Source organism: Georgenia sp. Marseille-Q6866 (assembly GCF_965111665.1).
This window is the reverse complement of sequence record NZ_CBCOOR010000004.1, coordinates 172,965-198,581: the sequence shown is the minus strand read 5'-3', so window position 1 is coordinate 198,581 and position 25,617 is coordinate 172,965. Positions and strand designations below refer to the sequence as shown.

Here is a 25,617-nt window from a genome sequence, read left to right as displayed (position 1 = left end):
GCTGACGGCGGGGTCGGCAACCGCTCGCCGCTACGGCGTCGCGCCCTCCCGCCGGCTCGACACCCGCCGTCCGAGCAGGTCGACGCCGACGACGACGGCGAACCCGCCCAGCGCGAGCAGCACCGGGACGAGCACCGGACCGGACGGCGCGCCGAGCGACGTGCTCTCCAGGCCGTGCGGCCAGGGCCACAGGATGCGCAGGGAGCCGAGCATGAGGCCGATGAGCGCGGCGAGCACGAGGTCGTGGTGCCGGTCGAGGAGCCAGGTGAGCAGCGAGGAGAAGGCAGCCAGCCCGAGGCCGCAGCCGAGCAGGAAGACGAGGAGGACGCCGAGCTGCCGCTCGTTCACCGCCCCCAGCACCTCGGTGTACATCCCGAGCAGCACGAGGATGAACGAGCCGCTGATGCCGGGCAGGATCATCGCGCAGATCGCGACGGCACCGGCGAGGAAGAACACCCACACCGGCCTCGTCACGGTCTCGGAGCCGGCGGCATGGGTGGTGTCCTGCAGCCCGAGGAAGAGGAAGAAGGCGAGGGCCGCTGCTCCAGTGACCACACCGAGCCAGGGCCGCGGCTGCTTGACCAGCCGCCACGACACGACGACCGCCCCGAGGATCAGCCCGAAGAAGAGGCCGGCCATCTCCTGCGGCCGCTCGGCGAGGAGCTGCTCGAGCGGACCGGAGAGCAGGACGACTGCCGCCCCGATGCCGGCGAGCAGGGACAGGACCCAGACCCACGGGACGGCCGCGAGCCGGCGACCGGTCTCGCGCAGGTCTCCTCGCACGAGCGCGCCGAGCGCGGAGGCGGCCGTGGAGATCGCGTGGACGAGGTGCTCGTAGATGCCCAGGACCAGCGCGATGGTCCCTCCGGAGACGCCGGGGACGATGTCCGCGGCGCCCATGAGGAAGCCACGGACGAACTGGGGCACCGGCTGGCCGCGCCCGCTACGGGCCGCAACGGCGGTGCGGGCGTCAGCGGGCATCGCGCCAGGCCACCCACTCGCTCAGCGAGGAGAGGTCGTAGTCGGGGCCGCTCGCCGAGACGGTGAAGAGGGTGGCGCCGGCCTCGACGAGCGCCTCGCCGCTGTCGCGCGGGTCGCCCCTGACGCCCACCGAGCGCTCGATCTCGCCGGGGTCGCGGCCGATGTCCGCGCAGTGCTGGTCGAGGACGGCGCTCTTGTGCCGCAGCGTCTCCAGGTCGGCGAAGCTGTGCCAGATGTCGGCGTGCTCGGCGGTGTAGCGCAGCGTCTTGCGCTCCCCTCCCCCGCCCACGAGGACCGGGATGTCGCGGGTGGGCGGCGGGTTGAGCCGGGTCCAGCGCTCCTTGATCCGGGGCAGCGCCTGGGACAGGTCGGCCAGCCGTGTCCCGGGGGTGCCGAACTCGTAGCCGTACTCGTCGTAGTCGCGCTCGAACCAGCCCGCCCCGATGCCGAGGATGAGCCGACCGCCGCTGATGTGGTCGACCGTGCGGGCCATGTCGGCGAGCAGCTCAGGGTTGCGGTAGCTGTTGCACGTGACGAGCGCACCGATCTCCACCCGGCTCGTCTGCTCGGCCCACGCCCCGAGCATCGTCCAGCACTCGAAGTGCTTGCCGTCCGGCTCCCCCGTGAGCGGGAAGAAGTGGTCCCAGGTGAAGACGACGTCCGCGCCGGCGTCCTCCGCGCGCCGCAGGGCGTCGCGGATCTGGCTGTAGTCAGCGTGCTGGGGCTGGAGCTGGACGGCGATCCTCACGGGGTGGGTCATGGCGTCATCGTGCCAGCCGGCACCGACGTCCCGCGCGACGTGCCCGCCCGTCAGAAGGTCAGCACCAGCCGCCCGCGCGTGCCGCCCGCCTCGAGCTGGCGGTGCGCCTCGGCGGCCTCCTCGGCCGGGAAGGTCCGGGCGACGCGCAGCGACAGCACCTCGTGGGTGGCGAGGTCGACGAGCTCGGCCAGCCCCTCGGCGTCGTGCACGTAGTCGGCCGGGGTGACGGTGTAGACGTCGATGCCGCGCTCGGGCTCGCCGTCGAAGGGACGCACGCAGGCGACGACCCCGCCGTCACGCACGGCGGTCAGCACCGCGGCACCCATGACGGCGGCGTCGAGCAGCGCGTCCACGCCACCGGGCTCGTGCTCGAGCACCGCCTGCGGGAATCCTTCCCCGCGCGGCAGGACGAGGTCGGCGCCGAAGGACTCGACGAGCGCCCGGTCCTCCTCCTTGGCGTCCGCGACGACCCGCAGGCCCGCATGCTTGGCCAGCTCGATCGCGTACCCGCCGACCGCACCCGCGGCGCCGGTCACCGCGATCGTGCCGGCCAGCGGGACCCGCATGCGCCGGAGGGCGTGGCGTGCGGTGAGCGCATTGAGCGGGAGGGAGGACGCCGCGACGAGGTCGACGTCGTCGGGCAGGCGGGCGACGCCGCTGGCGGGGACGACGACGAGCTCGGCGTAGGCACCGCCGCGCGGGGTGCGCGGATCGATGATCGCGACGACGCGGTCCCCCGGCGACAGCTCGACCCCCTCCCCGACGGCGTCCACGACGCCTGCCGCGTCCATGCCGGGCACCCACGGCGGCTCGAGGCCGTCGGGTCCGCCCCGCTCGCGCAGCACGGTGTCGGTGGGGTTGACGGCGGCCGCGACGACGGCGATGCGCAGCTCGCCGGGCCCGGGCTGGGGTAGGGGCCGGTCGAGGACCTCCAGCTGCTCAGGTCCGCCAGGCGTGGTGACTCCGATGACTCGCATCTGCCCACGCTAGGACGACGGCGGTGCCCCCGCCCGCCCGGGGCTCACTCGCCGTCGTCCAGCGGCTTGGTGAGCCGGGCCTGGGTGGCCGCCTTGGTCCGCTCGGGCAGCGGCTTGGTGGCGCGGGACATGAGCGTGTTGCGCACCGTGGCGCCGACGACGGCGTCGTCCTTGCCCTCGAGCATCGCGGCGATCCCGTCGCGGGCGACCTCGACGGGGTCGTCCTTGCTGTCGCTCCGTCCCACCCGGGTGTCCTCCATGCCGGCCCGCTCGAAGAACTCGGTGTCAGTGGGGCCGGGCATCATCGTCGTGAGGGTGACGCCGGTGTCCTTGAGCTCATACCTCACCGACTGCGCGAAGTTGAGGAGGAAGGCCTTGGAGGCGCTGTAGGTGGCGTAGTAGGGCCCCGGCATCATGCTCGTCACCGAGCCGGTGAGCAGGACGCGCCCGCGTCCGGCGGCGACCATCCGGGGAAGGAGGCGCTTGGCGAGATGGACGTTGGCGCTGATGTTGAGTCCGATGAGGGCGAGGTCGTCGTCGAGGGACGTCTCGACGAACTCCCCACCGACGGCGACGCCCGCGTTGAGGACGAGCGCGTCGACGCCACGGTCCCCCACGGCGTCGAGGAGGTCCTCCACGCCGTCGTAGGTGGACAGGTCCGCCTGGACCGGCTCGACGGTGAGCCCCGGCGACTCGGGCAGGACCGTGTGGATCTCGGCGTCGTCGGCGCAGATGACAAGGTCGTAGCCCTGCTCGGCCAGCAGGATGGCGACCTCGCGGCCGATCCCGCTCGAGGCGCCGGTGACGACGGCGAGGGGGTGGTCGGACTGGGTACCTGACATGGGTTCTCCCGAGGACTGGTAGGTGCGGCCCACGGTAGGCGCGGCGGGTGCCCGACGCGCGGCGGCCACCATTGTCCACAGCCTTGTCCACCAGTTGTGCATGAGCGCGTCAGGGCCGCGCCGGGTAGCGTCGGCGCATGGGGCACGTCTTCGTCGTCCGGGGCCGGATCGGGCACCTGGACTGCGACGCGGTCGTCGTGCCCACCGACCGGGCCTTCGTCGTCGAGGAGCACTGGCACGCGGCGCTGGGCGTGGGCGCGGAGGAGGTCGCCGGGCTCGAGCCGGAGGGCTGGGCCGAGCGCGGCGTCGGTCGCGGCCGCTCACGCGGGCTCCGTCAGCCGGCGTGGTTCGTCGACGTCGTGCGCGGGGAGGGTGACACGAGCAGCGAGCTGCGTGCCGTCATGGGACGGCTGCACCGGGCGCTGGGGGACGTCACCGCTGCCGGGCTGGCCCCTGGTGCCGGCCGGGCGAAGCTGCTCGTCGCGCTGCCGACGCTCGGTACGGGCGGAGGGGGCTTCGCGGACGTCACGGGCGCCGTCGTCGACGCCCAGCTCGCCGCCTGCCAGGACGCCGTCGCCGGGCACGACCTCGACGTCGTCATCGTCGCCGCCACGGCGTCGGACTACACCGCCTTCCAGGCCGCGCGCCTCACCCGCGGGCTGGAGCCGGACGTCTCGCCGGAGGCGGCCGACGCTGTCCGCGCCCTTGCCGAGCGCGCGCGCCGCGGGGAGCTCGCGCTCTTCGTCGGCGCCGGCGTGAGCATGGCGGCGGGCCTGCCCTCGTGGGAGGCGCTCATCGCGACCATCGCCGAGCAGTCCGGCGTCGACCTCGACGACGTCCCCTCCCCTCTCGACCGGGCGGAGCTGCTGCGTCGCGAGCTCGGTGCGGACTTCGGTGCCGCCGTCGCCCGGGAGACCTCCAGCGTCGACCGCTACGCCATCACCCACAGCCTGCTCGCCGCGCTGGGATGCCGGGAGATCGTCACGACCAACTACGACGCCCTCTACGAGAGCGCCGCCCGTGACGTCGAGGGCACCGACGCCGTGCCCGCCCTGCCCTACGGACAGCCGGTGAGCGGCAGCCCGTGGGTCCTCAAGATGCACGGGGACGTCAGCGACCCCGGTGGGATCGTCCTCACCCGCAGCGACTTCGTCCGCTACGACTCCCGGTCCCGGCCGCTCGGCTCGGTCGTCCAGGCGCTCATGCTCACCCGGCACCTGCTCGTCGTCGGCGCCTCGCTCACCGACGACAACTTCCTGCGCCTGGCCCACGAGGTCGTCGACTTCCAGAAGCAGGGCCCGGACGGCCAGGAGCCCCGCGTGCCGCTGGGCACCGTCCTCGACCGCCGGCACGTGGGCGGCAAGGCCCGCCTGTGGGCGGGCGTCTTCAACTACGTCGCGGCCTCGCAACGGGAGCGGCCCGAGGAGCAGTCCCGCGACCTCGCGGTGGTCCTCGACCTCCTCGCCGCACACGCCGCCGGCAACCACCACCTTCTCGACCCGCGCTACGCCGACCTCCTCACCTCCGACGATGAGCGGGCGGCGGCAGCCGCGGCACGCGAGCTGCACGCTCGCGTCGCCTCCCTCGGCGCCCCGTGGGAGACCCTCGCCCAGGCGCTCGCCCTCCTCGGCGGTGACCGGCCCACCTGACAACCGAGTGGCAAATCGTTCCGGTGCGGGCCGCGCCGTGCCATGATCAGCCCACGATCACGGCGTGGGGGACGTCATGGAGCGAACAGGACCGGTGAGCAGCCAGGGTTGGGTGCGCCTGCGGCGCAGCGACGGCCTGGTCCGCCTTGAGCTGGGCGGCGAGGTCGACGCCCTCATGGAGCAGGCCCTCGAGCACGCGGTGACCGAGGCCCGGACGGGAGACCTCCCGGTGGAGGTCGACACCAGCTCCGTCACCTTCATGGACTCCCTCGCGCTGACGAGCCTCGCCCGCCTCGCGGTCGGGCACCACACCGCCGTCTTCGTCGACCCGCCCGACCTCGTCCGTTTCCTCCTCGACGTCACCCGCCTCGGTGAGGTCGTCCAGATCCGCGAGACCGGGACCGGCGCAGGCGCCACCGCGAGCACCTGAGCCCGTACCGCCCGGTGCGCACCGCCGTCGGGAATCACGCAGACTGAAGAGGTGACGCCCGTACACGCCGCCCGCAGGCGGCTTTCCGACCTCCTGCTGGCCCGAGTCGCGGGACCTGACGCGCACGACGCGCGCCACCGGATCCACGGTGAGCCCGGCGAGCGGTGGTTCGGCCCGGAGGACCCCGTCCAGCGGGTCCACGGTGACGCGTCGATGTACGTCGGCGGCCTGCGCGCCCTGCTCCTGCAGTCGCTGCACCCGCTGGCCATGGCCGCCGTCGCCCAGCACTCCGACTACCGGAATGACCCGTGGGGGCGGCTGGCCCGCACGAGCACCTTCATCGCGGAGACCACCTACGCGAAGGTGGAGGACGCGGAGCGGGCGATCGCGATCGTCCGTGCCGTCCACCGGCACATCTCCGGCACGACGACGGACGGCGTCCCCTACCGGGCCGACGACCCCCACCTCATCACGTGGGTGCACATCGCCGAGGTCGACAGCTTCCTCACCGCCCACCAGCGCTTCGGCACCCGTCCGCTGACGGCGGCGGAGACCGACACCTACGTCGCGCAGGCGGCGGGCGTGGCGCGGCGGCTGGGCGGGGAGGCGGTGCCGACGACGCACGCCGAGCTCCGCGCCGGCCTCGAGCGCTACCGCCCCGAGCTGCGCTCGAGGCCCGAGGCGCTGGAGGCGGCGCAGTTCCTCCTCCACCGCCCCCCGGTCACCGGCCCGGCGCGGGCCGGCTACGCCCTCATCGGGCGGGCCGCGGTCGCGACCCTGCCGCGCTGGGCGCGCGAGCCGCTGCGCCTGCCCGACCACCCGCGCCGCGACGCGACCCTCGGGGCCGCCGCGGGGCACGCGGCCACGCGCAGCCTGCGCTGGGTGCTCGGCGGGCTGGACGCGGCGCCGGAGCCGGAGCCCGTCAGTCCCCGCTGACGCGCTCGCTGCCCTGCTGCAGCTCGTCGATGAGGCTGGACGCCTGTGCCTTGGTGAGGTTCTCGGGCACCTCGCGCCCGGCCTCGCGGGCCAGGGTGCTGAGGTAGCTGAGCTGGGCACCGGTGGCCGGCTCCTCGCCGGTGGTCCAGTCCTCGGGGTCCTTGATGGTGTCGCTGGGCTGATCGCTCATGCGCTCACGCTAGGACGGTGCCGGGCGCCCGGCGAGCGGAGTCAGACGAGCTGCAGCGTGGTGAGGCAGGTGGGGTCCTCGGCGCCGGTGGCGACGGAGACCTGCCCGGTGCGGCCGTCATGGGTGACCTCGAGGACCCCCTCGACGTCGCGCGGGAGCCAGAACCCGGCGAAGCCGTTGGCGAACGTCGTCGTCGTCTCCTCCAGCAGCACCTCGCCGTCCGTCGTCGTGAAGGTGACCTCGATGTCCGCCTCGGTGAGCTCGCCCTGGCACGTCGTCAAGGAGTGGAAGAAGCACTCGTGGCTGCTGTCCACGTAAGGCGCGACGGACAGGTAGAACTCGTCCTCGGGTAGCGCGACGGCGAGCTCCTCGGTGCCGTCGGACACGATGAGCTCCTCGGGGCGGACGGAGGCCATGAGGTCCGCGGGCCGCTCGGCGCCGCCGAGCCGGTCGAGGTGGTCGACGATCTCCCGGCCGCTCATGCCGTCGAGCCCGTGCTCCGCGAGGAGCGGCGCGGGCTCGGGCGCGGGCGCGGTGTCCTCCGCGGCGTCGGAGCAGGCGGTCAGGGCGAGCAGCAGGGTGGCGGCAGCGGCGGCCACGCGTGAGGTTCGTGTCATATGTCCAGTGTCGGGCAGTGGGGCGGGCGGCGTCACGGGTCCAAGGTCCCGCGGGTGGCATCCTGGCGGGATGCAGCCGATCCTTGCCGTGGCCGCGATGGGCGGGACCATCGCGATGACCGCCCCCGCACCCGGGGCCGCCGCCCAGCCTCGCCTCGACGCCGTCGACCTCGTCCGTGGCGTCCCGGAGCTCGCCAACCTCGCCGCCGTCCTCGTGACGTCCGTGTGCACCAAGCCCTCCGCCTCCGTCGAGGTCGCCGACGTCCTCGAGGCCCTCACCTGGGCGCGCGCACAGGTGGACGAAGGCGCGCGCGGCGTCGTCGTCACCCACGGCACCGACACCCTCGAGGAGACGGCTTACCTCCTCGACCTCCTGTGGGACCGGCCCGAGCCGCTCGTCGTCACCGGCGCGATGCGCCAGGCCGACCTCACCGGCACCGACGCGCCGGCCAACCTCCTCGCCGCCGCCCGGGTCGCGCTGGCCGCCGAGGCACGTGAGCGGGGCGTGCTCGTCGTCCTCAACGACGAGATCCACCTCGCCGCGCGGGTGACGAAGGAGAGCTCGACGGCGCTCGACACCTTCGTCTCACCGGGCTTCGGCCCCGTGGGCAGGGTCCAGGAGCGCCATGCCCGCTTCGCCTCACCGGCCGCCCGACGGCCCGCCCCGCTGCCCCCGCCGGAGGCAGGGCCGGTGGACGTCGCCCTCGTCGAGGCGCCCCTCGCCGACGACGGCCGCGTCGTCCGCGCCCTCCTCACCGCGGGCTTCCGCGCCCTCGTCGTGGACGGCAGCGGGCTCGGGCACGTCTCGGCGGCCACCTCCGAGGTGCTCGCGACGGCGGTGGCCGACGGCGTCGTCGTCGTGGTCTCCTCCCGCACCTCCCGCGGGGGCACGGGCCGGGCGACGTACGGGTACATCGGCTCCGAGGCGCAGCTCATCGAGGCGGGGGTGCTCATGGCCGGTGAGCTCTCGGGGCGCAAGGCGCGGCTGCTCCTCCACGTCCTCCGCCACGCCGGGTACTCCGGCGAGAACCTCGCGGCCGCGCTGGAGGAGCGCTCGCGCGTGTGACCCTCAGTCCGCGAGGGCGGTGAGGAGCTCCTCGAGGATCGGGCCGGCGGTCTGCGCGCCGGAGACGCCGGTCTCGACGAGGACGGCGACGGCGAGGTCGCCCTGGGCGGCGATCATCCAGGTGTGCGTCTCGTGCGCGCCGTCGTCGTCGGGGTTGCCGTACTCCGCGGTGCCGGTCTTCGCGAGGACGGGCTCGCCGGGGACGTCGTCGAGGGCGATGCCGGACCCCTCGGTGACGACGCCGCGCATGAGCTCGCGCAGCTGCTCGGCCTCCTCCTCGGTGAGCGGCTGGGCGGGCTCGGCGGACTCCGGAGCGGCGTCGGCCACGAGCTGCGGGAGGACGGCGTGGCCGGCCTGCACCGACGCGGCGACCGTCGCCATCGCCAGGGGGCTGGCGAGGACGCGGCCCTGCCCGATGAGGGAGGCAGCCCGCTCCGTCTCGCTCTCCGGCTCGGGGACCTGGCCGAGGTAGGCGGGGAACCCGAGCTCGCGCTCGACCCCGATGCCCAGCGCCTCGGCGGCCGCGGCGAGGTCGCCGTCCTCGAGGAGGTCGCGCTGGTCCATGAGGGCGGTGTTGCACGAGTGCGCGAGGGCGGTGCGGAAGGGCACCTCGCCGAGCGCGGAGGCCGGGTAGTCGTCGTAGTTGGTGAACTCGCGGCCGTCGACGGTGAGGGTCTCGGAGCAGGTGACGGCGTCGTCGGGCGCGAGGCCGGCGCGCAGCAGGGCGAGGGAGGTGACGACCTTGAAGGTGGAGCCGGGCGCGTACTGGCCGGCGGTCGCGGCGTTGAGGCCCTCGTTGCCGGGCCCGTTCGCGGCGGCGAGCACCTCGCCGGTGGAGGGACGCAGCGCGACGATCGCGCTCGCGGAGCCCTCGGTGTCCTCGCTGGAGTAGAGGACCTCCTCGGCGGTCTGCTGGACGCCGACGTCCAGGGTGAGGCGCAGGTCCTCCGGCTCCGTGCCCTCCCCCTCGAAGAGGGTGCGGCGCGTGTCAGCGGCGTCGACGGCGGCCACCGCGATGTCCGGCGTGCCGCGCAGCTGATCCTCGAAGGCGGCCTGGAGCCCGGACAGGCCCACCTCGTCCCCGGCCCGGACCCGGCCCTCGGAGGCCTCGACGACCTCCGCCGTCGCCGGCCCGACCCTCCCGAGGAGCTCGCGGGCGAACTCCCGGGTGGGGGCCAGCGGGATGGCGTCCTCGACGACGCGGGCGCCGGGGATGTCGGCGAAGTCCTCGCCGACGTCCTCGGCGTCCTCCGGGCGCAGGACGATCGCCTCGACGAAGGCCCGCGGGCCCATCGCCTCGGCGCGCTCGCGGAAGGCGGCGGGGTCGATGCCGAGCGCCTCGGCCACCTCCTCGGCGCGCTCCCCCACCTCCTCGGCCTCGACGAGTGTCTTGTCCAGGCCGTAGCGGCCGACGGGACGCTCGGTGACGATGACCTCGCCGTCCGCGCCGAGGACGTCGGCGCGCTCGGGCAGGGTGCGGCTGACCTCGAGACGTGCCCCCTCGGTGAGGCCGGGGGCCAGGACGTCGGGCTGCCAGGTGACCGCCCAGCCGCCGTCGTCCTCCTGCTCGACGAGCTCCGCCGTCGTCGTGTAGGCCCACTCGTGGTCCTCGATCGTCCACGACCACGCGAGCTCGACGCTCGCGGCGCCGCCGTCCTCCGCGCGCGTCACCTCCTGCGCGTCCACCGTGACCTCGTACTCGGTGAGCGGCTCGACGAGCTCGGCGAAGGACCCGGCGGCCGCCGGGTCGGTGAGGGTCACGCCGTCGAGGCTCTGCCCGGCCAGTGCGGAGGCGAGGGCGGAGGCGGCGTCGTCGAGGCCGTCGTCCTCGGGGCCCGAGCAGGCGGTGAGGAGCAGCGCGAGGCCACAGACGGGTGCGAGGCGGCGGATCACCCGGGCGAGTATTCCCGGGGGCGGCCACGAGGGGCAAGGCTCCGGGTGCCGGAGGACGCGGCGCACGTTAGACAAGGACGCATGCCTCGCTACGGATTCCACGCCTCGCACGAGCAGATCGCCCCCTCCCAGCTCCTCCGCGACGTCCAGCAGGCCGAACGGGCCGGCTTCGACATGGCGATGTGCTCCGACCACTTCGCCCCGTGGTCCGCGCGGCAGGGCCACTCCGGCTTCACCTGGTCGTGGCTCGGCGCCGCCCTCGCGACGACGACCCTGCGCCTGGGAACGGTCAACGCCCCGGGCCAGCGCTACCACCCGGCGATCGTCGCGCAGGCCTCGGCCACGCTCGCCGAGATGTTCCCCGGCCGTTTCTGGGTGGCGCTGGGCAGCGGGCAGAACATGAACGAGCACATCACGGGCGCCAAGTGGATCGGCAAGGACCTGCGCCAGGAGCGGCTCGAGGAGTGCGTCGAGGTGATCCGCCGTCTCCACGCCGGTGAGGAGCTCACCTTCCGGGGCCGGCACGTGACCGTGGAGCGCGCCCGCCTCTACGACCTGCCGCAGCAGGCGCCGGCGCTCAAGGGCCCGGCCCTGTCCCCCGGCACCGCCGCGCGCGCCGCCCGCTGGGCCGACGGCCTCATCACGATCAACACCGAGATCGGGTCGATGCGCGAGATCGTCGGCGCCTATCGGGAGGCCGGCGGAAACGGCACGCTGGCCCTCCAGGTGCACGTCTCGATCGCCCCGACGCTGAGCGAGGCGCGCGACATCGCCCGCGACCAGTGGCAGAACAACACCTTCCCCGAGCCGATCGCCCACGACACCGCCACGCCCGAGGACTTCGACAAGATGGGCCGGTACGTGCCCGACGACGTCGTCGCCGGCGCCGTCGTCGTCACCGACTCCGTGGCCGGGCTGGTGGAACAGCTGCGCGAGTACGAGGCGCTCGGCTTCGACGAGGTGTACCTCCACCACGTCGGCCAGGAGCAGGCGCCCTTCCTCGAGCTCGCCGAGCGCGCGCTGCTGCCCGCCCTGCGCGCCTGACCTTCCCACCGCAAGTACGCACATACGGTCACTCAGCGGCCTCCGGAGGGGCTCCGCGGTGACCGTCGGTGCGTACTCGCGCAGAGGACGACGGCGAGTGGCGGTGAGTTTCGCGGCGCGCTCAGGTCTGTTCCTCCATGGCCACCTTCATGCTGCTTCCCGGCGCCGGCGGTTCCGGCTGGGTCTGGCACCTCGTCGCCCGCGAGCTCGAGGGCCGAGGACACCGCGCCGTCCCCGTCGACCTCCCCGCCGGCGATGACGACGCCGGGCTGGGTGAGTACGTCGACGCCGTCGTCCGTGCGTTGCCGGCCGGGGCGGAGGACCTCGCCGTCGTCGCGCTGTCGATGGGCGCGCTCACCGCGCCGCTCGTCTGCGAGCGCCTCCCGGTCCGTCTCCTCGTCCTGCACAACGCGATGGTCCCCACGCCGGGTGAGACCGGCGGGGACTGGTGGCGGGTGACGGGGCAGCACGAGGCGATGGTCGAGCACGCGCGGGGCATCGGTCTCAGCGAGGCGGACCTCGAGGACGAGGCGGTGCTCTACGGCCACGACGTCCCGCCGACGCTCTTCGCGGAGGAGGGCGAGCGGGACAGCGAGCAGTCCGGCCGACCGTTCGCCGACCCGTGGCCGCTCACCCGGTGGCCCGACGTCCCCACCCGCGTCATCGCCGGCCGCGACGACCGTCTCTTCCCCCGCGACTTCCAGCACCGCCTCGCCCGCGAGCGCCTCGGGATCGTCGCCGACGACGTCGACGGCGGGCACCTCGCCGTCCTCAGCCACCCCGAGCAGGTGGCCGCACTGCTCGACCGGTACGCGGCAGAGGTCCTCGGCGCGCGGGCCGGCTGACCGGCCCCCTCCGCACCGTGCGCCTCCTGGTCCCACCGTGCTGCCGGCAGACCGGGCGCACGGTGGACCGGCGGCGCACGGTCGGAGCGAGCGGTGTCCGCCCCCGGCCCCTCCGCACTATGCGCCTCCTGGTCCCACCGTGCTGCCGGTAGACCGCGCGCACGGTGGACCGGCGGGCGCACAGTGCGACGATGGGCCTTGATAGGTGACCGTTCAGTCACCTATGCTCGCCGTGTGGACGAGGACCTCGTGTTCAAGGCACTGGCGGACCCGATCCGTCGGCTGCTCCTGGACGCCCTCTTCGAGCGCGACGGGCGTGCGCTCGGGGAGCTCGAGGTCGTCGTCGCCGAGCATGTCGAGATGACGCGCTTCGGCGTCGCCAAGCACCTGCGCCTCCTCGAGGCGGCAGGACTGGTGACCACCCGCAAGGTCGGCCGGGTCAAGGAGCACTACCTCAACCCGGTCCCGGTCCAGCAGATCCACCGCCGCTGGATCGGCAAGTACACCGACAGGGCGCGCACCGCTGACGCCCTCATCGATCTCAAGGAACGACTCGAGGACAAGGACCCGTCATGAGCACAGCCGTCATCCACACGATCTACATCAACGCTCCGGCCCAGCGGGTCTGGGACGCCATCACCACCTCCGAGGGCACGAACCAGTGGGGCTACGGCGGCGACGTCGAGATGGACCCCCGCCCCGGCGGCGCCTACCGCAACCTCTCCACCCCGGACATGGTCGCCTTCGGCATGGGACCGGTGGCCGTCGAGGGCGAGGTCGTCGACATCGACCCGCCCCGCCTCCTCGTGCTGTCCTGGAGCCCCACGTGGCGGCCGGGAGCGCCGGCCACCCGCCTCACCTGGGAGCTCACCGAGTACCCCAACGGCCAGACCAAGGTCGTCCTCACCCACGACGTGAGCGCCGCGCCCGACCAGGCCGAGGAGCTCAACGGCGGCGGCGACCCCGAGGGCGGCGGCGGTGGCTGGCCGTGGTCGCTGTCCGGGCTCAAGACCTTCGTCGAGACCGGGAGGTCGATGGACGCGGCCTGAGGCGCGGCGACCGTGCGCCCATGGCGGCGACCGTGACTCCGCAGCGGACGCACGGTCGCACGAGAGGGCGCACGGTCGGCGTCGTCAGTACGTGACACGCGCGCAACCTCGGGCTCCAGCCCGCGAACCCGAAGGACCCGTCCGGCCGCGCCATGCGCAGCCACCAGGAACACATCGTGGACCTGCTCGACCGCCACGCCGCCGAGGTCATGCGGGAGTCGCGGACACCGCCACGAGGTGCCGCCGTCCGGGCATCGCGTCCCGCACGGCGAGCGGGCGCTTCCTGCGTACCTTCCACGTCCAGCCGCCCTGCTGGAGGGACTCCTCGACGCCGCTCACCACCCACGGGTCCGGACCGGGCGGCTCGTAGACCAGGTGCAGCACTCCCCCGGGCCGCAGGATGCGGCGCAGGACGGCGAGCTCTCGCTCGGCGCGCGAGGTCCAGAACACGTTGACGTTCACCCCGAAGGCGACGTCGATGGACGCCTCCGGCAGGTCGAGGCCAGCGAGAGTGACGTGGTGCAGCGACACCCGCTCGCCGTCGAGACGGTTGCCCTGCCGGACCGCCGCGCGCTGCACCGCGACCGGGGACCGGTCGATCCCGATGATCCGGGCCTCGGGCAGCGCCTCCGCCAGCCGCTGGAGCGCCGCACCCGGGCCGCAGCCGATCTCGAGCACCGTCTGAGGTCGCGCCGCGACGACGTGCTGCACCGCCCACTGCTGCCGGTCGAGCACCAGCCCCACCTCCCGAGCCGCCCGAGGCTCGAGAGTAGCGACCCGGCGAACCCCCCGCCTCGGAGCCCCGCGACCACCGCACCCGCCGCGGAGGGGCACGGCAGGCCCTCATCCACCCCGGGCGGAATCCCGCTTCGGGCGTAGAGGACGGGAGGGTGTCTACGATGTGAACCGAATACCGGGTTCCGGATGTTCAGGGACTGAGACGCCGTGTGTTAGTTTCCATACCCGCGCCCCTCCCGGCCGGGCGGAGCGCGAGAGCAGCTGCCGCTCGTCCGCTCTCGCAAGGGCGAGTGGCCCCCTTCTCATAAGGAAGTGAACTATGGCCCTCGCTCACCAGCGGCGCCGGGTACTGGTTGGTGCCTCGACCGCCCTCATCCTCGTCCTCGCGGCATGCGCGGAGACCGACGACGGCGGCGGCGGGGGCTCCGGCGACGACGCCTCGGGCTCCAGCGGCGACGGCATCACCGTCGGCACCACCGACGTCATCTTCTCCCTGGACCCGGCGGGCTCGTACGACAACGGCTCCTTCCTCGTGCAGAACCAGGTCTTCCCCTTCCTGCTCAACACCCCGTACGGCAGCCCCGACGTCGAGCCGGACATCGCCGAGTCGGCCGACTTCACCGCGCCCACGGAGTACACGGTCACCCTCAAGGAGGGCCTGACCTTCGCCAACGGCAACGAGCTCACCTCCTCGGACGTGAAGTTCAGCTTCGACCGCCAGCTCGCGATCGCGGACCCCAACGGTCCGTCCTCGCTGCTGTACAACCTCGACAGCGTCGAGGCGCCGGACGAGCTCACCGTCGTCTTCCAGCTCAAGAGCGAGAACGACCAGACCTTCCCGCAGGTGCTCTCCTCGCCCGTCGGCCCGATCGTCGACGAGGACGTCTTCTCGGCCACCGAGCTGACCCCGGCCGAGGAGATCGTCGAGGGCAACGCCTTCGCCGGCCAGTACGCGATCACCGACTACACGCAGAACGAGCTCGTCCGCTACGAGGCCTTCGCCGACTACGGCGGCATGCTCGGCGCCCCGGAGACCGACGTCGTCACCGCGCAGTACTTCACCGAGGAGACCTCCCTCAAGCTGGCCGTCCAGCAGGGTGACGTCGACGTCGCGTTCCGCAACCTCTCCCCCACCGACCTCGCCGACCTCGAGGGCGACGACGGCGTGACGATCCACGACGGGCCCGGCGGCGAGATCCGCTACATCACCTGGGACTTCAACGCCCAGCCCTTCGGTGAGGCGACCGAGGACGCCGACCCGGCCAAGGCCCTGGCCGTGCGCCAGGCCGCCGCGCACCTGCTCGACCGCGAGGCGCTGAGCCAGGAGATCTACCAGGGCACCTACACCCCGCTGTACTCCTACGTGCCCGAGGGCCTGAGCGGCGCCGCCGAGCCCCTCCTCGAGATGTACGGCGACGGCCAGGGCGGCCCCGACGCCGAGGCTGCCGCCGCGGCCCTCGAGGAGGCCGGTGTCCAGACGCCGGTCGCGCTCAACCTCCAGTACAGCCCCGACCACTACGGCAACTCCTCCGACGAGGAGTACGCGATGATCGAGAGCCAGCTCGAGGCCGGTGGCGTGTTCGACGTGACGCTCCAGTCGACGCTGTGGGACACCTACAACACCGAGCGCGTCGAGAGCGTCTACCCCGCCTACCAGCTCGGCTGGTTCCCGGACTACTCCGACGCGGACAACTACCTCTCCCCGTTCTTCCTCACGGAGAACTTCCTCGCCAACGGGTACGAGAACCAGGAGGTCAACGACCTCATCCTCGACCAGGCCACCGAGCCGGACCCGGCCGCGCGTGAGCAGAAGATCGCCCAGGTGCAGCAGCTCGTCGCCGAGGACCTCTCCACCCTGCCCTACCTCCAGGGCGCCCAGGTGGCCGTGGCCCAGAACGACATCACCGGCGTCACCCTCGACGCCTCCTTCAAGTTCCGCTACGCCCCGCTCGGACGCTAAGGCCCGAGCGCAAGATCCACGACGACGCGACGGGGTGCCGCCACAAGCGGCACCCCGTCCGTCCGTGAGAGGAGTCTTCGTGACGATCGCTGACGAACGGACGGTGGTCACCCCAGCCGCCGACAAGTCCGGCGGGTCGGGCCTGGGCCGCTACATCCTCGTGCGGTTCCTGCTCATCATCCCCACGGTGTTCATCCTGGTCACCCTGGTGTTCTTCCTCATGCGGGTGGTCGGTGACCCGATCTCCGCGTCGGTGGGTGGGCGGCTGACCCCCGACCAGCTCGCCGAGCGGCTCGCCGCCGCGGGCTACGACCGACCGGTGCTCGTCCAGTACGTCGAGTACCTCGGCCAGATCTTCACCGGCGACTTCGGCCGCACGGTGACCGACAACCGCGCGATCAGCGAGATCCTCCTCACCTACGGGACCGCGACCCTCGAGCTCGTCGTCTTCGCGCTCGTCGTCGCGCTCCTCGTCGGCATCCCGCTGGGCCGCATCGCCGCCTACCGCCGCGACCAGCTGCCTGACGCCGTGCTCCGCGTCTTCGCGATCCTCTGCTACGCCACCCCGGTGTTCTTCGCCGGACTGCTCCTCAAGCTCGTCTTCTCCGTGTGGCTGGGCTGGTTCCCGCTGGGCGGGCGCGCCACGCCGGGCACCCAGCTCACGCTGGACCGGATCTCCGGGTCCAGCGGCATCAACATCATCGACGCGCTGCGCACCGGCCGCTGGGACCTCATCTCCGACGTCCTGTCCCACGCCGTCCTGCCCGCCGTCGCCCTGGGCCTGCTCACCGCAGGCGTCTTCCTGCGGCTCGTGCGCACCAACCTCATCGGGACACTCGGCATGGACTACGTCGACGCTGCCCGCTCCCGCGGCGTGCCCGAGGGACGCCTGCTGCGCAAGCACGCCTACAAGCCGGCGCTCATCCCCATCATCACGGTCATGGGCATGCAGATCGCCCTCATGCTCGGCGGGGCGATCCTCACCGAGACGACCTTCGAGTGGCGCGGCCTGGGCTTCCAGCTGGCCCAGTACCTCGGGGCGCGCGACTTCGTCGCCGTCCAGGGCATCGTCGCGCTCCTCGCGGTGATCGTCGCGGTGACGAACTTCGTCGTCGACGTCATCGCCGCCCTCATCGACCCGAGAGTGAGGTACTGACGATGAGCACCGCACCCGACCCGATCGAGCACGGCGCCGCCGCGCACGTGGCACGGTGGAAGAAGCTCCCGCTCGTGTGGCAGCTGCGGCGCAGCGTGGGCCTGCAGCGCGGCATGCTCATCGCCGGCCTCGTCATCTGCGCCGTCTTCGTCCTCACGGCCGTCCTCGCACCGCTGATCGCGCCGTACTCCTTCAACCAGCTCAGCGGCCCCGACGGCTCCTTCCCCCGGCAGGCACCGCCGTCGGGCGAGTTCTGGTGGGGGACGACGGTAGGCGGCTACGACGTCTTCTCGCGCGTCGTGTGGGGCACCCAGACGGCGCTGCTCACGGTGGTCCTCGCCGTCGTCGCCTCGATCTTCCTCGGCATCGCCCTGGGCCTGGTCTCCGGTTACCTCGGCGGCTGGCTGGACCGGGTCCTCGTGACCGTCGCCGACGCGATCTACGCCTTCCCGTCCCTGCTGCTGGCGATCGTCGTCTCGATCATCATCTCCGGCGGGCAGTCGAGCTTCTTCGGCGGGATCGCCGCCGCGGCCATCTCGATCACCGTGGTCTTCGTGCCGCAGTACTTCCGCGTGGTGCGCGCCGAGACGGTCCGGCTCAAGGCCGAGGCCTTCGTCGAGTCCGCCCGCGTGCTCGGCGCCTCCACGCCGCGGATCCTCTCGCGGCACGTGCTGCGCAACGCGACGCGCTCGCTGCCGCTCATCGTCACGCTCAACGCCTCCGAGGCGATCCTCACCCTCGCCGGGCTCGGCTTCCTCGGCTTCGGCATCAACCCGACGGCGGCCGCCGAGTGGGGCTACGACCTCAACCGGGCGATCTCCGACGTCGCGAGCGGCATCTGGTGGACCGGTGTCTTCCCCGGCGTCGCCATCGTCATGCTCGTCATGGGGATCACCCTCGTCGGTGAGAGCCTCAACGACCTGTCCGACCCGCGCCTGCGGATCCGTCGCCGGCCCCCGCGGCCCCCGCGCCGCGTCGCCACCGCCATGAAGGGAGCGGCGTGATGACCACGCACGACGCCGACGGCGGCCCCGTCGTCGACATCCGGGACCTGCACATCACCTTCGCCACGGACGGGGAGCCGGTCCGCGCCGTCGACGGCGTCTCCCTGCACGTCAACCCCGGGGAGGTGCTCGCCGTCGTCGGGGAGTCCGGCTCGGGCAAGACCGTGACCGCCAAGAGCGTCCTCGGGCTGCTGCCCGACAACGCGAGCGTCGAGGGCGCCGTCGTCCTCGCGGGCAGCGACATCGTCCAGCTCAAGCCGGGCGAGCTGCGCAAGGCCCGCGGGCGCGACGTCGCCATGGTCTTCCAGGAGCCCTCGACGGCGCTCAACCCGGTCTTCACGGTCGGGTGGCAGCTCGCCGAGGGGCTGCGCGCCCACGGGGAGTACTCGAAGAAGGAGGCCCGGGCGCGGGCGGTGGAGATGCTCGGGAAGGTCGGCATCCCCGACCCGGAGAAGAGGGTGGACCACTACCCCCACCAGTTCTCCGGCGGCCAGAAGCAGCGCATCGTGATCGCGATGGCCCTCGCGCTGGACCCCAAGGTCATCGTCGCCGACGAGCCGACGACGGCGCTGGACGTCACCGTCCAGGCCGAGATCCTCGACCTGCTCCGGGCGGTGCGCGACGAGTTCGGCCGCGCCATCATCCTCATCACCCACAACATGGGCGTGGTCGCCGACCTCGCCGACCGGGTCGCGGTCATGTACCGCGGGAAGGTCGTCGAGCAGGCGCCGGCGCGTGAGCTCTTCGCCGCCCCGCAGCACGAGTACACCCGCCAGCTGCTCGGGGCGGTGCCCAGGCTCGGTGCCGCGATCGGCACCCCGGCCACCGCACCGGCCGCCACCGAGCCGGTGGTGCGCGCCCGCGACCTCGAGATCGTCTACCCCGGGCGGCTCCGTCAGCCCGACTTCCGGGCGGTCAACCAGGTGAGCTTCGACATCGCGCCCGGTGAGGTCCTCGGCCTCGTCGGTGAGTCCGGCTCGGGCAAGACGACGATCGGCCGTGCCATCGCGGGGCTCACCCGCGCCACCGGCGGCTCGCTGCAGGTGCTGGGCCACGAGATGGTCGGGTTCAAGGAGAAGACGTTCCGGCCGCTGCGCGCCCGGGTCGGCTTCGTCTTCCAGGACCCGGCGACGAGCTTCAACCCGCTCCTCACCATCGGAGAGGCGGTCGCCGAGCCGCTCCTCATCCACGGGCGGGCGAAGGACGCCGCGGCGGCACGGCCCCGGGTCAACGAGCTGCTCGACGCCGTCCACCTGCCCACGCACTACGCGGAGCGCTACCCCCACGAGCTCTCCGGCGGGCAGCGTCAGCGGGCGAGCCTGGCCCGCGGGCTCGCGCTGGACCCGGACCTGCTCGTGGCCGACGAGCCGACCTCGGCGCTGGACGTGTCGGTGCAGGCGAAGGTGCTCGAGGTGTTCAGCGAGCTCCAGGAGCGTCTCGGCTTCGCCACGCTCTTCATCAGCCACGACCTCGCGGTGGTCGGCATGCTCGCCGACCGCATCGCGGTGCTCTACCGCGGTGACCTCGTCGAGCTCGGCACCGGCGAGCAGGTGCTGCAGGCGCCGCAGCACCCCTACACGCAGAAGCTGCTCGCCTCGGTGCCGGTGCCCGACCCGGTCGAGCAGCAGCAGCGGCGCGAGGCGCTGGCGGCCCTGCGCGGCTGAACCCGCCCGGGCGGTACGCGGCGCAGGAGGTGCTGTCGCGGAGACGTGAGATTGCCCCAGCTGGTGGAGCAGTCTCACGTCTCCGCACCACGTCCCCTCCTGCCCGCCGAGCCCCGGCCCGGATGCCGCGACGCTCCCCCACCGGTAGACAGGGCCGCATGACCCGCATCACCGAGACCTCCGACCAGTGGTGGAAGACCGCCGTCATCTACTGCCTCGACGTCGAGACCTTCTTCGACTCCGACGGCGACGGCGTGGGTGACGTCGCCGGCCTCGTCGACCGCATCGGCTACCTCGACCAGCTCGGCGTCACGTGCCTGTGGCTCATGCCCTTCTACCCCACCCCCGACCGCGACGACGGCTACGACGTCACCGACTTCTACGGCGTCGACCCGCGCCTGGGCAGCCTGGGCGACGTCGTCGAGCTCGTCCGCACCGCCAAGGACCGCGGCATGCGGGTGATCGTCGACCTCCTCATCAACCACACCTCCGACCAGCACCCCTGGTTCAAGGCTGCCCGGCGGTCGAAGGACAACCCGTTCCGCGACTACTACGTGTGGCGCGCCGACACCCCGCCGGACACCTCCGACATGGCCGTCTTCCCCGACCAGGAGGGCGGGATCTGGACCTTCGACGAGAAGACCGAGGAGTGGTACCTCCACCACTTCTACTCCCACCAGCCGGACCTCAACGTCGCCAACCCCAAGGTGCGCGACGAGATCATGAAGGTCGTCGGCTTCTGGCTCGAGCTCGGTATCGACGGCTTCCGGGTCGACGCCGTGCCCTTCTTCCTCGAGGACATCGGCATGACCGGCCAGGACGCCGACGCGATGGCCCAGCCGCACGACCACCTCAAGGACATCCGGGCCTTCCTCTCGCGCCGCCGGGGCGACGCCGTCCTGCTCGGGGAGGTCAACGTGCCCCACGAGGAGCAGGTGACGTACTTCGGCGACGGCCACCAGCTCCACATGATGTTCGACTTCATCACGATGCAGAAGCTCTACCTCTCCCTCGCCCGCGGCGACGCCGGGCCGCTCACCGAGGCGCTGCTGGCCCGCCCGGAGATCCCCGAGGACTGCCAGTGGGCCACCTTCGTGCGCAACCACGACGAGCTCACCCTCGACAAGCTCTCCGAGGACGAACGCGCGGAGGTCTTCGCCGCCTTCGGGCCGGAGGAGGAGATGCAGATCTACGGGCGCGGTCTCAAGCGGCGGGTGCCGCCGATGATGGACGGCGACCCGCGGCGCATCCGCCTCGTCTACTCGCTGCTGTTCTCCCTGCCCGGCACGCCGTCCCTGTTCTACGGCGAGGAGATCGGCATGGGTGAGGACCTCGCCGCCGACGGCCGCATGGCGGTGCGCACCCCCATGCAGTGGTCCCCGGAGCCGAACGGCGCCTTCTCCACCGCTGCGCCCGCCAAGCTCGTGGCCCGGCCGGTGCCGGACGGCTACGGCCCCCAGTTCGTCAACGCGTGGGACCAGATGCGCGACCCGGACTCGCTGTGGAGCTTCGTGCGTCAGCTCGTCCAGACCTACCGCTCCCACCCCGAGCTCGGCCGCGGCACCTTCCACGTCCTCGACCAGCCCCACGCCGAGGTCCTCGCGCACTGCGTCGCGTGGGACGGGCGGATGGTCGTGGCCGTCCACAACCTCGGCGGCGCGGCGCGCACCGTCCCGCTGCGGATCGACGCCCCGCCCGGGTCCGCGCTCGAGAGCCTTCTGGGCGACGAACGCCTCGTCCTGGACGACGACGGCGCAGCCGAGCTGGCCCTGGACGGTTACGGCTACCGATGGTTCCACGTCCACCACGCCGGCGGCCTGCGCCTGCCCTAGGGTCCGACCACGGGTGGACCCCGGGCCATCAAGGTCAGCCGCGAGGCCGACGCGGGCCGGTGCCCCGCCCGGCGAGGATCGTGCTGTGAGCACAGACCGGACCCGCACCCCGCTTCCCGAGATCGCCGGCGCCATCGTGGTCGGCGCCGCGCTCGTCGTCCTGACCCTCGCCGTCCTCGTCGCCATGCACGTCCTCACCGGCCGGCTCCTCACCGACGGCGACGCGCAGGGGCAGGAGGCCGGTGCCGCCGCCGGGCTCCGTGTCCCATCCCACGAGACGACCGGTGTCCTCGTGCTCGGAGGCGAAGCGGCCCCGGCGACAATGAGGGCATGACCTCCGCTCGCACCCAGCCCCGTGTCCGCGCCTCCGAGCTCGTCGGGCGCGGCTGGCTCAACACCGGTGGCCGCGAGCTCTCGCTGGCAGAGCTGCGCGGCAAGATCGTCCTTCTCGACTTCTGGACCTTCTGCTGCATCAACTGTCTTCACGTCATCGACGAGCTGCGCGAGCTGGAGGAGAAGTACCACGACGTCCTCGTGACGATCGGGGTCCACTCCCCCAAGTTCGTCCACGAGGCCGCCCCTGACGCGCTCGTCGCCGCCGTCGAGCGCTACGACGTCGCCCACCCGGTCCTCGACGACCCCGAGCTCGTCACCTGGAAGGCCTACACCGCCCGCGCGTGGCCCACGCTCGTGCTCATCGACCCCGAGGGCTACATCGTCGGTCACATGGCCGGGGAGGGGCACACCCCGAACATCGCCGCCGCCATCGACCAGCTCGTCGCCGAGCACGAGGCCAAGGGCACCCTCCACCGCGGCAGCGGCCCCTACGTGCCGCCCGAGCCCACGGCCGGCCTCCTCAAGTTCCCCGCCAAGGCCATCACCCTGCCCGGCGGCAACCTCCTCGTCGCCGACGCCGGCCACCACCGCCTCGCCGAGCTCGAGCCCGACGGCGAGACGCTCGTCCGCGCCATCGGCTCCGGTACCCGCGGGCGCACCGACGGCCCCGCCGACGTCGCCGAGCTCAACGAGCCCAACGGCCTGTGCCTCCTCCCGGGTGAGGTCGCCGAGCAGGTGGGTTACGACGTCGTCGTCGCCGACACCGTCAACCACCTCCTGCGCGGCGTGCGGCTGTCCGACGGGCATGTGACGACGCTGGCCGGCACCGGCGAGCAGTTCATGGTCGGCGCGCCGGACAACGTCGAGCCGGGCGAGGAGCCGGCCACGGAGGACTACGGCCCCGCGCGCCGGATCCGCCTGTCCTCGCCGTGGGACGTCACCTGGTCCGCCGAGGCGAAGGCCGCCGTCGTCGCCATGGCCGGGCACCACACGCTGTGGACCTTCGACCCCGCCGCCGGCTTTCTCGCGCGGCTCGGCGGGACGATGAACGAGGGCCTCGTCGACGGCGAGCTGCGCCAGGCCTGGTTCGCCCAGCCCTCGGGGCTCTCGGTCGGCTCGGACGGCCGTATCTGGCTCGCCGACGCCGAGACCTCCGCGCTGCGCTACGTCGACGTGCCCGCCGGCAAGGTGCGCACCGCCGTCGGGCAGGGCCTGTTCGACTTCGGCCACCGCGACGGTGCCGCCGCCGACGCGCTGCTCCAGCACCCGCTCGGCGTCGCCGCCCTCCCGGGCGGGCAGGTCGCCGTCGCCGACACGTACAACGGCGCCGTGCGCCTCTACGACCCCGCGACCGGGCAGGTGAGCACCGTGGCCACCGGTCTGCGCGAGCCGTCCGGTCTCCTCGTGGACGACGACGGCACGCACCTCCTCGTCGTCGAGTCCGCCGCCCACCGGCTCACCCGGGTGCCGCTGCCCGAGGGCACGGCCGACCTGCACGACGGCGGCGCGCATCGCACCCACCGGCCCGCCACCGAGGTGGCGCCGAGCTTCACGCTGCGCGTCGTCTTCACCCCGCCGGCCGGCAAGAAGCTCGACGACCGCTTCGGGCCCTCGACCCAGCTCTCCGTCTCCGCCGACTCCCTCGTCGCCGGCGGCGGCACGGGCACGGATCTCGAGCGGGAGGTCACGCTCAGCCTCGGCTCCCTCGACGGTGACAGCGACGGCCAGACCGTCCTGTCGGTGACCGCCAAGGCCGCGTCCTGCGACGACGACCCGGCCATCGAGTTCCCCGCCTGCCACCTCGCGGCGCAGGACTGGGGCATCCCGGTGCGGGTCGTCGAGGGCGGACCGGAGGAGCTCGTCCTCAACCTCCACGGCTGAGTCGCCGCGTTCCGCCGGGCATGTGCCACAAGCGCTGGCCGTGGGAGCCCCGGGCAACACCTGTCACGGCGTGTCGTCCGGTGTGTCGCCGTCGCGCCGGAGCGGTTGTGGCACCTGCCTTCGGGCTCAGCCGACCGGCTCGGCGACGACGACGATGTTCTCGGAGTACCGCCCCGTCGCCTCGTCGTAGGTCCCACCGCAGGTGACGAGCACGAGCCGGTGTGGCCCGTCCGTCGCGAAGATCGACGGGTCCAGGCTCTCCTGCGGGGTCGTGCTGCGCTCGACCACCCGGTACTCGTGGGCGCGCCCGCGGCTGTCCTCGAGGGAGACGACGTCCCCGGACGCGACCTCGAGCATGGCGCTCATCGCCCCGCCGCGACGCAGTCCGTCCATGTGGCCGGCGAGCACCACCGTGCCCTCACCCTGGCCGGGCACGGCACCGGCGGCCCACCACCCCACGCGCGCCGGGTCCTCAGGCAGCTGCAGCTCACCGGACGGCAGCACGCCCACCGGCACGACCTCCGCCGCGACGTCGGTGAGCGTCACCCGGGCGGGCGGGACCGGCGTCGGCGCATGGGCGACGGCGGAGACGGCACCTGGGACCGCCCATGCGGGGCCGGCCACCTCGGGCACAGTCACCGACGACGACGCCGGTGCCCCCGCCGTCGTCGGCCCGAAGTCCGCCGCCCGGACCACGGGATCCTGAACGAGCAGCTGCACTCCGCCGAGCACGAGCCCTATGCCGGCCACCGCGGCCATCGCGACCGCACCCAACGGGACGCCGCGTTGCGCCGCGGCCCCGTGCCGCGGGGTGCCACGCCGCACGGGAGCCTCCCGCCGACGCGCACCGGTCTGCGCGAGAGCCTCACGGCGTCGGGCAGCGCCCCGCGGGGACGCCACGTGCCGTGCGGCCGCACGCACTGCCGGAGCTCCGTGTGGTGGGGTCGCGCCCAGCGCGGCAATCCGGCGCCGCGCTGTGCCGCGGCGTTCGAGAGCCGCGCGCCACGGGAAGCCCCGTCGCGCGCGGGCCGCGTGCCGTGGGACCACCTACGCCCGGACCTGCCTGCGTCGCACGACCACGGCCGCGGAGCCGGCCACGAGGACGGCGCCGAGGGCGATCGCCGCGACACCGAGCGCGTCCGTGCCGCTGTCCGGTGCAATGCCGCCTGGGACCGCCCCTGGTGCGTCACCGGACATGGCGAGCAGGTGGTCGAGGTGACGCTGGATCACCGGAGCGGCGGCCTCGGCGAGCGCGATGACGTCCTCGTCCGACCCGTTCGCGATCTCCTCCTGCCCCGCGGCCAGGGACATCCGGTGCCCCTCGATCTGCGAGGCGATCCACGCGGTGTCGAAGGCCTCCCCCTGCTGCTCCCGCACCTCGGTGAGCGCAGCCTCCTGCTCCGGTGACGGCTGGTCCGGCAGGTCGACGCCGAGCTCCTCGGCGAGGGCGACGAGGTCGGCGTCCAGCGCCTCGTGGTCGGCGATGAGCGTCGCGCCCATCTCGCGCACCGCATCCGTCGTGGCCTGCTCCTGCGCGGTCGTGCCTGCGGCGATCTCGGCGAGGTTGCTCTGGTGGGCGGCGACCATCCAGGCCTCGTCCTGCTCGGAAGGTTCGGCGGCAGCGGGTGACACCGCGAGCACCGCGGCACCGAGCAGGACGCCGGCACCCAGGACAGCGCGTCGTAGAACCATGTCGAGCCCCCATCAGGAAGAGGTGTGACAGTCGCCACACGGGCTTAAGGTACTGGCGCGACAGAGATCGCGCGC

General features: G+C 73.1%; 25 protein-coding genes. 15 read left to right on the top strand and 10 right to left on the bottom strand.

Annotation, left to right across the window (positions count from 1 at the left end):
- Positions 1-30: 30 nt before the first annotated feature.
- Genes ACWPXV_RS05460 through ACWPXV_RS05445 form a run of 4 tightly spaced genes read right to left on the bottom strand, consistent with a single transcriptional unit; the run spans position 31 to position 3,560 of the window.
- Positions 31-981: a DUF368 domain-containing protein gene (locus ACWPXV_RS05460; RefSeq protein WP_454084281.1), complete on the bottom strand. Its 951-nt coding sequence runs from the start codon at positions 979-981 to the stop codon at positions 31-33.
- Positions 971-1,741, bottom strand: coding sequence for an LLM class F420-dependent oxidoreductase (locus ACWPXV_RS05455; protein WP_454084280.1), 771 nt, complete (start codon positions 1,739-1,741; stop codon positions 971-973). Before ACWPXV_RS05455 ends, ACWPXV_RS05460 begins: the two co-directional genes overlap by 11 nt.
- Before the next feature lie 50 nt (positions 1,742-1,791).
- Positions 1,792-2,718: a quinone oxidoreductase family protein gene (locus ACWPXV_RS05450; RefSeq protein WP_454084279.1), complete on the bottom strand. Its 927-nt coding sequence runs from the start codon at positions 2,716-2,718 to the stop codon at positions 1,792-1,794.
- A 44-nt stretch (positions 2,719-2,762) separates the two neighbouring features.
- On the bottom strand, positions 2,763-3,560 hold the full coding sequence (locus ACWPXV_RS05445; protein ID WP_454084278.1) for an SDR family NAD(P)-dependent oxidoreductase: 798 nt from the start codon (positions 3,558-3,560) through the stop codon (positions 2,763-2,765).
- Positions 3,561-3,697: 137 nt separating this feature from the next.
- Here ACWPXV_RS05445 and ACWPXV_RS05440 point away from each other — a divergent pair, with 137 nt between their 5' ends.
- The 3 genes from ACWPXV_RS05440 to ACWPXV_RS05430 all read left to right on the top strand — a co-directional run bounded on the left by ACWPXV_RS05440 (position 3,698) and on the right by ACWPXV_RS05430 (position 6,575).
- A complete protein-coding gene (locus ACWPXV_RS05440; RefSeq protein WP_454084277.1) occupies positions 3,698-5,209 on the top strand; it encodes an SIR2 family protein in 1,512 nt (503 codons plus the stop codon).
- Between the two features lie 94 nt (positions 5,210-5,303).
- Complete coding sequence (locus ACWPXV_RS05435; protein ID WP_454084276.1) at positions 5,304-5,639, top strand: STAS domain-containing protein; 336 nt, start codon at positions 5,304-5,306, stop codon at positions 5,637-5,639.
- A 51-nt stretch (positions 5,640-5,690) separates the two neighbouring features.
- On the top strand, positions 5,691-6,575 hold the full coding sequence (locus tag ACWPXV_RS05430; protein ID WP_454084275.1) for an oxygenase MpaB family protein: 885 nt from the start codon (positions 5,691-5,693) through the stop codon (positions 6,573-6,575).
- On the opposite strand, the gene ACWPXV_RS05425 is transcribed toward ACWPXV_RS05430, so the two are convergent.
- Together ACWPXV_RS05425 and ACWPXV_RS05420 are read right to left on the bottom strand one after the other, a co-directional pair.
- Positions 6,562-6,765: a DUF3072 domain-containing protein gene (locus ACWPXV_RS05425; protein ID WP_454084274.1), complete on the bottom strand. Its 204-nt coding sequence runs from the start codon at positions 6,763-6,765 to the stop codon at positions 6,562-6,564. The two genes, ACWPXV_RS05430 and ACWPXV_RS05425, sit on opposite strands and share 14 nt — an antisense overlap.
- A 41-nt stretch (positions 6,766-6,806) precedes the next feature.
- Positions 6,807-7,382, bottom strand: coding sequence for a CueP family metal-binding protein (locus ACWPXV_RS05420; RefSeq protein WP_454084273.1), 576 nt, complete (start codon positions 7,380-7,382; stop codon positions 6,807-6,809).
- A 70-nt stretch (positions 7,383-7,452) separates the two neighbouring features.
- Here ACWPXV_RS05420 and ACWPXV_RS05415 point away from each other — a divergent pair, with 70 nt between their 5' ends.
- On the top strand, positions 7,453-8,448 hold the full coding sequence (locus ACWPXV_RS05415; RefSeq protein ID WP_454084272.1) for an asparaginase: 996 nt from the start codon (positions 7,453-7,455) through the stop codon (positions 8,446-8,448).
- A gap of 3 nt (positions 8,449-8,451) precedes the next feature.
- Here the strand turns inward: ACWPXV_RS05415 and ACWPXV_RS05410 are convergent, their stop codons facing one another.
- Complete coding sequence (locus tag ACWPXV_RS05410; protein WP_454084271.1) at positions 8,452-10,341, bottom strand: penicillin-binding transpeptidase domain-containing protein; 1,890 nt, start codon at positions 10,339-10,341, stop codon at positions 8,452-8,454.
- Between the two features lie 81 nt (positions 10,342-10,422).
- On the opposite strand from ACWPXV_RS05410, the gene ACWPXV_RS05405 reads away from it, so the two are divergent.
- The 4 genes from ACWPXV_RS05405 (at position 10,423) to ACWPXV_RS05390 (ending at position 13,279) form a co-directional block, all read left to right on the top strand.
- Positions 10,423-11,385 carry a TIGR03885 family FMN-dependent LLM class oxidoreductase gene (locus tag ACWPXV_RS05405; RefSeq protein WP_454084270.1) on the top strand — a complete coding sequence of 321 codons (963 nt, stop codon included), beginning with the start codon at positions 10,423-10,425 and terminating at the stop codon, positions 11,383-11,385.
- A gap of 137 nt (positions 11,386-11,522) precedes the next feature.
- Positions 11,523-12,230, top strand: coding sequence for an alpha/beta fold hydrolase (locus ACWPXV_RS05400; protein ID WP_454084269.1), 708 nt, complete (start codon positions 11,523-11,525; stop codon positions 12,228-12,230).
- Positions 12,231-12,464: 234 nt separating this feature from the next.
- Complete coding sequence (locus ACWPXV_RS05395; protein WP_454084268.1) at positions 12,465-12,806, top strand: ArsR/SmtB family transcription factor; 342 nt, start codon at positions 12,465-12,467, stop codon at positions 12,804-12,806.
- Positions 12,803-13,279: an SRPBCC domain-containing protein gene (locus ACWPXV_RS05390; protein WP_454084267.1), complete on the top strand. Its 477-nt coding sequence runs from the start codon at positions 12,803-12,805 to the stop codon at positions 13,277-13,279. The genes ACWPXV_RS05395 and ACWPXV_RS05390 overlap by 4 nt, the downstream gene beginning before the upstream one ends.
- Before the next feature lie 207 nt (positions 13,280-13,486).
- Here the strand turns inward: ACWPXV_RS05390 and ACWPXV_RS05385 are convergent, their stop codons facing one another.
- Positions 13,487-14,014, bottom strand: a complete 528-nt coding sequence (locus ACWPXV_RS05385) for a class I SAM-dependent methyltransferase (protein ID WP_454084266.1) — start codon at positions 14,012-14,014, stop codon at positions 13,487-13,489.
- Between the two features lie 322 nt (positions 14,015-14,336).
- Between ACWPXV_RS05385 and ACWPXV_RS05380 the strand changes: the two genes are divergently transcribed.
- The 7 genes from ACWPXV_RS05380 to ACWPXV_RS05350 all read left to right on the top strand — a co-directional run bounded on the left by ACWPXV_RS05380 (position 14,337) and on the right by ACWPXV_RS05350 (position 23,850).
- Positions 14,337-15,977, top strand: coding sequence for an ABC transporter substrate-binding protein (locus ACWPXV_RS05380; RefSeq protein WP_454084265.1), 1,641 nt, complete (start codon positions 14,337-14,339; stop codon positions 15,975-15,977).
- Positions 15,978-16,056: 79 nt separating this feature from the next.
- Complete coding sequence (locus ACWPXV_RS05375) at positions 16,057-17,133, top strand: ABC transporter permease (protein ID WP_454084264.1); 1,077 nt, start codon at positions 16,057-16,059, stop codon at positions 17,131-17,133.
- Positions 17,134-17,135: 2 nt separating this feature from the next.
- Positions 17,136-18,137: an ABC transporter permease gene (locus tag ACWPXV_RS05370; RefSeq protein ID WP_454084263.1), complete on the top strand. Its 1,002-nt coding sequence runs from the start codon at positions 17,136-17,138 to the stop codon at positions 18,135-18,137.
- Positions 18,137-19,801, top strand: coding sequence for an ABC transporter ATP-binding protein (locus tag ACWPXV_RS05365; RefSeq protein WP_454084262.1), 1,665 nt, complete (start codon positions 18,137-18,139; stop codon positions 19,799-19,801). Before ACWPXV_RS05370 ends, ACWPXV_RS05365 begins: the two co-directional genes overlap by 1 nt.
- A 158-nt stretch (positions 19,802-19,959) precedes the next feature.
- On the top strand, positions 19,960-21,633 hold the full coding sequence (locus ACWPXV_RS05360) for an alpha-amylase family protein (RefSeq protein ID WP_454084261.1): 1,674 nt from the start codon (positions 19,960-19,962) through the stop codon (positions 21,631-21,633).
- An 85-nt stretch (positions 21,634-21,718) separates the two neighbouring features.
- Positions 21,719-21,967, top strand: coding sequence for a hypothetical protein (locus ACWPXV_RS05355; protein ID WP_454084260.1), 249 nt, complete (start codon positions 21,719-21,721; stop codon positions 21,965-21,967).
- A complete protein-coding gene (locus tag ACWPXV_RS05350) occupies positions 21,964-23,850 on the top strand; it encodes an NHL domain-containing thioredoxin family protein (RefSeq protein ID WP_454084259.1) in 1,887 nt (628 codons plus the stop codon). The genes ACWPXV_RS05355 and ACWPXV_RS05350 overlap by 4 nt, the downstream gene beginning before the upstream one ends.
- A 126-nt stretch (positions 23,851-23,976) precedes the next feature.
- On the opposite strand, the gene ACWPXV_RS05345 is transcribed toward ACWPXV_RS05350, so the two are convergent.
- Positions 23,977-24,675: a sortase domain-containing protein gene (locus tag ACWPXV_RS05345; RefSeq protein ID WP_454084258.1), complete on the bottom strand. Its 699-nt coding sequence runs from the start codon at positions 24,673-24,675 to the stop codon at positions 23,977-23,979.
- Between the two features lie 222 nt (positions 24,676-24,897).
- Positions 24,898-25,542 (bottom strand): DUF4142 domain-containing protein, encoded by a 645-nt coding sequence (locus tag ACWPXV_RS05340; RefSeq protein WP_454084257.1) that lies wholly within the window; start codon positions 25,540-25,542, stop codon positions 24,898-24,900.
- Positions 25,543-25,617 lie beyond the last annotated feature (75 nt).

What these genes read in the sequence shown, in the direction of transcription:
- ACWPXV_RS05460 (WP_454084281.1), bottom strand. Translation starts at nt 981, where the DNA reads ATGCCCGCTGACGCCCGCACCGCCGTTGCGGCCCGTAGCGGGCGCGGC.
- ACWPXV_RS05455 (WP_454084280.1), bottom strand. Translation starts at nt 1,741, where the DNA reads ATGACCCACCCCGTGAGGATCGCCGTCCAGCTCCAGCCCCAGCACGCT.
- ACWPXV_RS05450 (WP_454084279.1), bottom strand. Translation starts at nt 2,718, where the DNA reads ATGCGAGTCATCGGAGTCACCACGCCTGGCGGACCTGAGCAGCTGGAG.
- ACWPXV_RS05445 (WP_454084278.1), bottom strand. Translation starts at nt 3,560, where the DNA reads ATGTCAGGTACCCAGTCCGACCACCCCCTCGCCGTCGTCACCGGCGCC.
- ACWPXV_RS05440 (WP_454084277.1), top strand. Translation starts at nt 3,698, where the DNA reads ATGGGGCACGTCTTCGTCGTCCGGGGCCGGATCGGGCACCTGGACTGC.
- ACWPXV_RS05425 (WP_454084274.1), bottom strand. Translation starts at nt 6,765, where the DNA reads ATGAGCGATCAGCCCAGCGACACCATCAAGGACCCCGAGGACTGGACC.
- ACWPXV_RS05420 (WP_454084273.1), bottom strand. Translation starts at nt 7,382, where the DNA reads ATGACACGAACCTCACGCGTGGCCGCCGCTGCCGCCACCCTGCTGCTC.
- ACWPXV_RS05415 (WP_454084272.1), top strand. Translation starts at nt 7,453, where the DNA reads ATGCAGCCGATCCTTGCCGTGGCCGCGATGGGCGGGACCATCGCGATG.
- ACWPXV_RS05405 (WP_454084270.1), top strand. Translation starts at nt 10,423, where the DNA reads ATGCCTCGCTACGGATTCCACGCCTCGCACGAGCAGATCGCCCCCTCC.
- ACWPXV_RS05400 (WP_454084269.1), top strand. Translation starts at nt 11,523, where the DNA reads ATGGCCACCTTCATGCTGCTTCCCGGCGCCGGCGGTTCCGGCTGGGTC.
- ACWPXV_RS05390 (WP_454084267.1), top strand. Translation starts at nt 12,803, where the DNA reads ATGAGCACAGCCGTCATCCACACGATCTACATCAACGCTCCGGCCCAG.
- ACWPXV_RS05380 (WP_454084265.1), top strand. Translation starts at nt 14,337, where the DNA reads ATGGCCCTCGCTCACCAGCGGCGCCGGGTACTGGTTGGTGCCTCGACC.
- ACWPXV_RS05370 (WP_454084263.1), top strand. Translation starts at nt 17,136, where the DNA reads ATGAGCACCGCACCCGACCCGATCGAGCACGGCGCCGCCGCGCACGTG.
- ACWPXV_RS05365 (WP_454084262.1), top strand. Translation starts at nt 18,137, where the DNA reads ATGACCACGCACGACGCCGACGGCGGCCCCGTCGTCGACATCCGGGAC.
- ACWPXV_RS05360 (WP_454084261.1), top strand. Translation starts at nt 19,960, where the DNA reads ATGACCCGCATCACCGAGACCTCCGACCAGTGGTGGAAGACCGCCGTC.
- ACWPXV_RS05350 (WP_454084259.1), top strand. Translation starts at nt 21,964, where the DNA reads ATGACCTCCGCTCGCACCCAGCCCCGTGTCCGCGCCTCCGAGCTCGTC.
- ACWPXV_RS05340 (WP_454084257.1), bottom strand. Translation starts at nt 25,542, where the DNA reads ATGGTTCTACGACGCGCTGTCCTGGGTGCCGGCGTCCTGCTCGGTGCC.